General features: G+C 41.1%; 8 protein-coding genes. 6 read left to right on the forward strand and 2 right to left on the reverse strand.

All coding sequences use genetic code 11. The annotated features are described in order from the left end of the window. The 3 genes from K8S13_RS00045 to K8S13_RS00055 form a co-directional block, all read left to right on the forward strand. Nucleotides 1-749, forward strand: a 749-nt coding sequence (locus K8S13_RS00045) for an alpha-isopropylmalate synthase regulatory domain-containing protein (RefSeq protein ID WP_291459557.1), incomplete at its 5' end; no start/stop codon positions are given. Between the two features lies 1 nt (nucleotide 750). Continuing rightward, nucleotides 751-2,295, forward strand: a complete 1,545-nt coding sequence (locus K8S13_RS00050; protein WP_291459558.1) for a 2-isopropylmalate synthase — start codon at nucleotides 751-753, stop codon at nucleotides 2,293-2,295. Between the two features lie 148 nt (nucleotides 2,296-2,443). Beyond that, a complete protein-coding gene (locus tag K8S13_RS00055) occupies nucleotides 2,444-2,893 on the forward strand; it encodes a DUF2147 domain-containing protein (RefSeq protein WP_291459559.1) in 450 nt (149 codons plus the stop codon). 4 nt (nucleotides 2,894-2,897) lie between these two features. Here the strand turns inward: K8S13_RS00055 and K8S13_RS00060 are convergent, their stop codons facing one another. Then, entirely contained in the window at nucleotides 2,898-4,877 is a 1,980-nt protein-coding gene (locus K8S13_RS00060) for a molybdopterin-dependent oxidoreductase (RefSeq protein WP_291459560.1), read from the reverse strand. Nucleotides 4,878-5,275: 398 nt separating this feature from the next. On the opposite strand from K8S13_RS00060, the gene K8S13_RS00065 reads away from it, so the two are divergent. Genes K8S13_RS00065 through K8S13_RS00075 form a run of 3 tightly spaced genes read left to right on the forward strand, consistent with a single transcriptional unit; the run spans nucleotide 5,276 to nucleotide 8,437 of the window. Next, nucleotides 5,276-6,454, forward strand: coding sequence for a CapA family protein (locus K8S13_RS00065; protein ID WP_291459561.1), 1,179 nt, complete (start codon nucleotides 5,276-5,278; stop codon nucleotides 6,452-6,454). 35 nt (nucleotides 6,455-6,489) lie between these two features. Further along, entirely contained in the window at nucleotides 6,490-7,407 is a 918-nt protein-coding gene (locus K8S13_RS00070) for a hypothetical protein (protein ID WP_291459562.1), read from the forward strand. A 40-nt stretch (nucleotides 7,408-7,447) separates the two neighbouring features. Beyond that, nucleotides 7,448-8,437 carry an ATP-grasp domain-containing protein gene (locus K8S13_RS00075; protein ID WP_291459563.1) on the forward strand — a complete coding sequence of 330 codons (990 nt, stop codon included), beginning with the start codon at nucleotides 7,448-7,450 and terminating at the stop codon, nucleotides 8,435-8,437. Between the two features lie 84 nt (nucleotides 8,438-8,521). Here K8S13_RS00075 and K8S13_RS00080 read toward each other — a convergent pair. Beyond that, the coding region (locus K8S13_RS00080) for a universal stress protein (protein ID WP_291459564.1) at nucleotides 8,522-8,916 on the reverse strand (395 nt) is incomplete at its 5' end.

The following is an 8,916-nucleotide window of genomic DNA, read 5'->3' on the forward strand; positions in this document are numbered from 1 at the left end:
AAACTGCCAATGTGCCGCCTGTCAATTCCCGACCCTTCGTCGGTAAGAGTGCTTTTGCTCATAAAGGCGGAGTTCATGTCAGTGCCATCATGAAAAACCCCATGGCTTATGAACATATTTCTCCGGAACTTGTCGGAAACAAGCGGCGTGTCATTGTTTCAGAGCAATCCGGCAAGAGCAATATCGAATATAAAGCCAAAGAACTTGGGGTGGATCTGGGTAAGAACGATGCCATCGGCTACCAGATTGTATCCAGCATCAAGGACCTTGAAGATTACGGGTTTGAATTTGATGCGGCAGAAGGCTCTTTAAAGCTTATCATGGAAAAACTCACCGATCAGTTTGTCCCCTATTTTGAGCTTGAATCTTTCAGGGTAGTGGTTGAAAAAGACAAGGAACGCCCCTGTTATTCCCATGCCATGATAAAAATCAGGGTGGGTAATAAAACCGAAATTACTTCGGCAGAAGGCGAGGGGCCTGTCAGTGCTCTGGATAATGCATTAAGAAAAGCGCTTACCACCATATTTCCGCAGATCAATGACATGCACCTGGTGGACTTTAAGGTCCGTGTCATTGACGGAATGGATGGAACCGATGCAAAGGTACGCGTTCTGATTGAATCACGGGATGAAAACAATATTTTTTCAACCATCGGTGTTTCAGAAGACATCATAGAAGCAAGCTGGCAGGCATTGGCCGACAGCTTTCAATATAAACTCTCACTAGACAATAAAAACAAGGTAAAATAAAATGACAACAGACAACCAGATTATTATTTTTGACACCACATTAAGAGATGGAGAACAATCACCCGGAGGAAGCATGAACCAGGCTGAAAAACTGCGGATTGCCACCCAGCTTGAAAAACTGGGTGTCAATGTGATTGAAGCAGGATTTCCCGCCGCATCAGTGGGTGACTTTGAAGCGGTCAAGGCTATTGCCGAAACGCTTAAGGTTACTCAGATTGCAGCACTTTGCAGGGCAAGTGATGACGATATCAACCGGGGATGGGACGCCATTAAAAATGCAGTACACCCAAGAATCCACACCTTTATTGCCACATCTGAACTGCATATGAAATATAAACTCCAAATGGAAAAAGAACAGGTACTGGAACAGGCAGTCAAATCCGTAAAACTTGCCGCATCCTATACAGACAATGTGGAATTCTCAGCAGAGGACGGGTCAAGGTCTGATCCTTCGTTTTTATGCAAAGTGTTTGAAGCGGTTATTGATGCAGGTGCCACAACGATCAATCTTCCGGATACGGTGGGATACGCCATCCCGGAAGAATATGGTGAGCTTGTTAAATATGTAATGGAAAATACGCCCAATATGGATAAGGCCATATTGAGTGTTCATTGCCATAATGATCTGGGACTTGCCACATCCAACACTCTTGCCGCCATAAAAGCAGGAGCAAGACAGGTTGAAGTCACCATCAACGGTATTGGAGAAAGAGCCGGGAATACTTCGCTTGAAGAAGTGGTTATGTCTCTGCACACAAGACCCAATTTCTTTCCCCATACCACATCAATTGATACCACAAGAATTTATCCCACAAGCCGCCTGGTCAGCATGATCACAGGTATCCTGGTACAGCCGAACCGAGCTATTGTGGGTGCCAATGCTTTTGCCCATGAAGCCGGTATCCACCAGGACGGTGTATTAAAAAATCCCATGACATATGAAATCATGAAACCCGAGACAATCGGCCTTAACAAAAACAACCTGGTACTGGGGAAACATTCGGGACGTCATGCACTCAATTCCCATATCCAGGAAATGGGATACGATCTTTCCAAGGAAGAACTGGACACGATCTTTGAAAAATTCAAACGCCTGGCTGACAAGAAAAAAAGTATCCAGGATGAGGACATCGAAGCGTTGATCAACGAAGGAGTATTAAGAAGTTCGGAAGTTTTCAGTCTTGAATATATCCATGTATTATCCGGTAATACGGTCTTTCCAACCGCCAGCATTCAGCTGAACATCAATGGCCGTCTGGTCCAGGGGGCAACTGAAGGAAGCGGCCCCATTGATGCGGCATACAATATTATTTCCAAGCTGACAGGGACCAAATCCGAGCTTTTAAGGTTTACCATCTCTGCTTTGACCGAAGGGACAGATGCCCAGGGTGAGGTAACGGTCCGGTTGCAGGAAGACGGGATTGTGGCCTTGGGAAAAGGTGCTGATCCTGATATCATTACTGCCAGTGCTTTAGCCTATATAAACGGCCTGAACAGATTGGAATACTTAAAGGAACATCCGGTTGTAAAACCTGAAAGCCTTTAAATCAAAAATTTGGGGGAAACGGCAGGGGGGTTTATATGCAATCCCCTGCCCTCCCATTAAAATGTTTTTTCCTTGACACAAAAAAAACATAAGACTAAAAAGAATAACGGTGTTTATATTTTCAATACTAACTAATTGGAGACAAATTATGAAAAACATGGTTAAACTTACTGCTTTATCGGTTCTTTTTTACTTTTGTTTTATTGCCTCAAGCTTTGCCCAGGACACTTCCATTGTCGGGAAGTGGAAAACCATTGATGACAAAACCAATGAGCCCAAGTCCATTGTACAAATTTATGAAAAAGATGGAAAATATTTCGGCCAGATAAAAGAATTATTCCGAAAACCCGGTGAAGATCCTGATCCTGTTTGCGACAAATGCCCGGATGACGATCCCCGCAAAGACCAGCTGACAAAAGGGATGGTCATTATTCAAGATCTTGTTAAGAAAAACGATAAATACACTGGCGGCACCATACTGGATCCCAAAGAAGGTAAAATCTACACTTGTACAGTATGGGTTGAAGAAGGCAAGCTTATGGTCAGGGGTTATATCCTCTTTTTCTTCAGAACCCAGACCTGGCACAGAGTCGAATAGTAAGCTATCCGATTTTTTTAATCGTGCAGAAGCTGTCATAATATGCAGCCTGTTTACCCATATCTGAAATCTCGGGATTTGTTAGATAATTCACTGCACCGCTTTTATGCCACCATCCCTGGTAAATAAAAGCGGTGTTATCACAAATAGCTTCATCAATGCATAACCTTACCTTTAATTTTGCTCTTTCTCCTTTTACAAATACGTAAGCTTCCTTTTCAACAGCAAATTTTTGGGCTGTTTTCCGGTTCAAGTATACTTTTGGCACTTCATCATTGAATGCAAACCCTTGAGAATGCATGGAATCAATCGTGTGGCAGGTCAAAAGCCTTAATGGGAGCTGATCATTCCCACAACTGGGTTCAATAAAGGTTGGGAGCGGTGAAAGGCCGGCTTGTAACGCTTTTTCGCTATAGAGCTCAATCTTCCCGGAAGGGGTTTCAAAAACTTTATTTTCCCAGGCAATTTCATGGGTTTTTATCCTTAAATATGAATCAGGTAATTGGGCAAACCTTTTTCCAAGCTTTTCCAATAAAGGTTGCACACTTTTTCTCAAATAGTCTTGGGAATCCTTGAATCCAAGATTTTTCAACCCGATCTTTTTTGCCAGTTCCAGGTAAAATTCAAACTCAGGCATAAGTCCTTCAGGCGGATCAAGCGCGTTTTGCGAATAGTTCAGCACAGGAGAATACATGGATGTCGCAAAAAGATCCTCCTGTTCAAACACAAAGGCTGCAGGGAGAACGACATCAGCCTGTCTGGCGGTATCCGTCATGAAATGATCAAATACTACCTTAAACCCAACCCGGGAAAAATTTTTGACTGTTTTTTCAAGATCTGGACTCTGGGTCAAAGGATTTGCACAGGCAACAAAAATGGCCTTAATAGGCGGGTCCTGAACTTGTTCTAAAAATTGTCCTAACTTTCCAATAGTAAAAACACGCCTGTTCTCTGCATATATCCCACTTTTCTTATCTAAATCATAGAGAAATGGACTGATGGATTTTGCTGCATAATTCACACCGCAGCCCTTTTTGCCGATACTTCCTGTAATGGCTGCCAAAGCATCAATGCACCTGATATTATTTCCACCATTGTGATAACGCTGCATGCCAAACCCGATATAGATGGATGCCGTTTTTGACCTTGCATACTGCAATGCCATGGTCTCGATGGTTTTGGCACTGATGCCGGTGATCTGTTCTGCTTTTTTAAGAGTAAACCCTGCTGCATATGCTTTAAACCGGTTAAACCCCAAAACATATTTTTCAATAAATCCTTTATCATGAAGATTATTTTCAATGACTATATTGGCCATGGCAAGGGCAAGAGCCCCGTCCGTTGAAGGCCTGATTCTGATATAATCATCAAATGCTTTAGCAGTTGCTGTCTTCACAGGATCAATAACAACAATACGGCTGCCCTTTTTTTGGGCCTGTTTAAGCAGTTTATACAGATGGATACTGGTAAATTTAGGATTTCTGCCCCAAACGAGAGTGGTCGCAGCATTTAAAACATCATCAGGAAAATGCCCTCTGGGATTGCCGAAATCATATTGCTGTGCAGCAATTCCAGCCCCCCAGCAAAGGCTCCCTGTGGGCTGTGTCACTCCGCCAAAACAATTAAAAAATATACTTTGAATCCTGTTTTTAATACCCCCATACCCATCACTGGTATAATTTAAAATAGCCTTGGTTCCAAATTTTTGTTTAATGGACACAAGTTTATCAGCAATGATATGAAAAACTTCTTCGTAAGAGGCCTTAACAAACTGATCGTTTTTTTTTATCAGAGGATGTCTTATCCTGTCCGGATGCAACATCCTTTGAACAAGATCTTTACCTTTTTTACAGGTAAATCCCTTTGTAACAGGATGATGACGGTCCCCTTCAAATTTAATAATTTGTCCTTCTTCAACCGTGACAACAAACCGGCAAAGATCCGAACAATCCATTGGACAGGAGACACTTATTTTTTTTTTCATTGAATCACTTTTAAAAAATAAATATAATCAATTTTAAACCCTTAAAAATTCTGTGTAACCGAATCTTTAGCCCCTGTCAATACATACCTGAAATCCTGTTCAATCAGGAGTTTTTCTTGCGGTCATTTTTTTTATGGGCTAAGATAGATAATTTACTAATTTTTAGCATAACACGAAACCCCACGGAGAAGGATCATGGATTTAGAAAAATACAAACAGGTGATTTCAGATGCCATTAAAGGTGAAATTGAAGCAAAAGAATTTTGTAGATGTTGCCTATCCTGAAATCTGGTAAGATAAGCCTTTAACGCAGGTTTAATAAGCCGACAATAACATCAGTTGACTGGAAAAAGGGTTCCTGGGCATCCGATACAATAGCTTCACATTCTATAAAGGCGATGGCAAAAATTTGTATTGCCGGTGACTGGGCACCCATTCGTGTCTTTAAAAAAATTATGGATACCCGTCCGGAATCCATATATGGAGATCTTCTGCCCATTCTCAGGTCTGTGGATTTATCCATTGTTAATCTTGAATCTCCTTTGAGTGACCGAGGAGATGCGGCCATTAAAAGCGGTGCTGTATTCAAAGGTAAACAACGCCACATAAAAGCACTGAAGGCTGTTCCATTCGATGTGGTCACCCTGGCAAACAATCATGTGTTTGATTACGGGATTGATGCATTTAAAGATACCATGGATATTTTAAATCATCATCATCTTCAATGGACAGGGGCAGGAATGTCCATTGAAGAGGCCTGCACCCCCCTTGTAATTAATGTTAATGATATTAAAATTGCCATTGTCAATTTCAGTGAAGGAGAAGATCTCACATCAGCAGGGAAAGAACCCGGTGTCATGGGGTGGGATTTGCCCAAAATTGAAGATACAATTAAATCGCTTAGACCAAAAGTTGATTTCATCATTGCCGTTTCACATTGCGGTATTGAATATATTCCCTTTCCACCGCCTTATGTTGCTAAAGCTTTTAAGCAGATGGCCAGGGCGGGTGCCGATATTGTTATCGGTCATCACCCCCATGTCCCGCAGGGTATTCAATTTTATAATAATATTCCTATTATTTATAGCCTGGGAAATTTTGTTTTTTATCAGCAGACTGATCTTTACTACCGAAAACTGGGCTATCTTGTAAACCTTAAATTAAACAAAGATTCTCTTGTATCCCTGGAGCTTATTCCGTATGAGATCCATGATTCGGGGCTCTCTCTTTTAATAGAGACGGAACTTCACGCTTTTTGGAAAAAATTCAAAGAAATCTCATTGCCCCTGCATGATGACAAAAAACTTGAAGAAGCATGGCATGGTTTTCTACACTATTATGGCATTAACGGATTTTTCAATGAAATATCCATGATCACAAAAAAAATAAAAACAGACCCTCAAAAAGGTGCTGCAATGTTTCGTAACAGATTGACCACACTACAGCATTATCATCATTGGAAGGATTTTATGACTCATCTCGTGGAGGGAAAGCTTGAATCATCACCCCAGTGGTCACGGTCTTTGATTGATGAATGGCTGACCTGCAAAACAGATGGTTTTAAACTTAAAGAATAATTTCCATGAATCTTTCAAATAAGAGACCAGGCCCTTTGAAAAAAACTATTCTGGTAACTGATTCAGGATTAGGCGGCATGTCAGTCTTTTCCCGGATTGCAGCCCATCTGGCCAATAAATCACCATACCAGGATGTCTCAATGATCTATTTCAATGCATGGCCTGAACAGAACAGGGGTTATAATCATTTTAAAACCATGGACCAGAAGGCCGGGGTTTTTAATAATGCATTGAATGCCATGGAACAATTGAAACCGGACATAATTCTCATAGCCTGTAATACGCTTTCTGTGATTTATCCTTTTACGCCTTATAGTCAGAACACCGGGACCATGGTTTCCGGTATCGTGGATCACGGCGTTCAATTGATCCATGAAAATCTTATGGCAGATCCGGACAGCCATGTGATTATATTTGGGACACCCACAACCATTGCTGAAAAAACCCATCAACAAAAGCTTATTAAAATGGGGATTGGTCCTGACCGAATTACCAGTCAGGGATGCACAAATCTTGCAGGAAAAATTGAGAGAAATCCCTTTGGCAGCGATGTAGCAAAAATGATCAATGCCAATGTCTCAACTGCTACTTCAAAGATGTGTCAACCCATAGGAAAGGTATATGCTGCACTTTGCTGTACACATTTTGGATATTGTCAGGATCTTTTTTGCAAGGCTTTATCCAAACATGTAAAAGGAAAGGTCATCATTCTCAATCCCAACGAAAGAATGGCCGATCATGTAATGAACGACCCGGTGATGGAAAACCCGGTAATGGAAAAATCAGAAGAAACGAATATTTTTTCTCCTGACATTGACATGCACGTTGTCTCCAGAGTTTTTTGGGAACCCGAAAGAATTGATGCCTATGTCAGGCTGCTGAAAAATGTTTCTCCGGAAGCGGTCAAAGCCCTGGCATGCTATGAATGTAATCCAAATCTGTTTAAAATTTAAAGTTAATTTTTCTCTTATATATTGAAAGGTTGCAAAATTAATGAAAAAAGTATTAATTATCACAGGCCCGGCAGGTGACGCCCAGGGCTGGGGGGATATCACTGCCACCCAAAGTATCAAAAAAGCAATTGATGATTCCGGAAAAAGTGCAAAGATTGCCTTTGTTAACAACATGGATGAATTTTACTCAAGTCTTGAAGAGAATAATTTTGATATTGTCTGGAGTGCTCTTTATCACATTTCCGGCAAATCAGAGACCATTGGCATGGGCAATGGTGATGAAAAATGGCTTGCAGATATTTTTGATGACAAAGGCATCCCCTATATCGGGCCTGATGCGAAAACCATGAAGGAATTGATCCATAAAACCAGCACCCATAAAATATTGGAAAACAAAGGTATTTCAGTTCCCTACCATTATCAGCTTGAAACATCAGATGACCTTCCGGACATGGTTTACCCGGCTTTTGTAAAACCCAGCTATGAATCAAGGTCTGTTGGCATCAGCGATGAAAGTGTTGTTAATTCACCTGAAGAACTGAAAAAAAGAATAGATTACATTGAAAGTCGGTTTGAACAGCCCGCCCTGGTGGAAGAATATCTTCCCGGAGATGAATATACGGTTCTGATGCTGGGCAATGGAGTGCACCAAATATTTTTACCCGGTAAAGTAGTGGTAGATCCTTCCATGTATGGCAAATATCCCATCTTGAGAAGTGATTTAAGAGGGGTGGGTGTAACAAAAATAAAACCGGTTTCCCAAATAAAAGAAGAACTGATTGAACTTTGCCGCCAGGCCATGGAAGCATTAAACTGCCTGGATCATGTCAGGGCTGATATGCGCCTTGATGCCGATGGCAAACCCAAAATCATTGAAGTGAACGGGATACCCGGCTTAAAACCGGTAAAAAGCTGGAGTCCCCAAATTTTTTCTTTATATGATCCTTCTTCTGACGGACCCATGGAAGAGTATCGAAAACTCATTGACCATATTGTAACTTCTGCTCTGGCACGTTACAATTTAGAGTAATGTGACCTTTTTTGCTGCTAAATGATCCAACCGCTTTTAAATATCCATATAGATATTTAAAAGCGGTTGGTTTAAACAGGTTTCTTAAAAAGGAAGCCTTTTTTCCAGGCTTTTTTTAACGTCTTCATCCCGATACGAAAACACATTGACAGGAGATCTTTTAAAAACTTTTTCAGCAACAGCACCCATAATGCTGTTTTTCAGGTTGGAACGGCCCCTTGTGCCCATGACAACAAGATCAGGCGCTTCTTTACTGATAACTTTTAAAATTTCCAGAACCGGTTTTCCAATCTTAAACAAGACTTTAACCTTGTCATTATCAATTTTAGCTTCATCTGCCATTTTGTTGAGCTTTTGTTTCCTGTCTTTGCGGATCTCTTCAACATAGTGCTCTGCATCAACATCATAGCCCATGGAAACTATACTTTCCACTGATTCAATATCCCTTGAATTAATGATACTTAAAACAATAAGCTCGG

Source organism: Desulfobacula sp. (genome assembly GCF_021107415.1).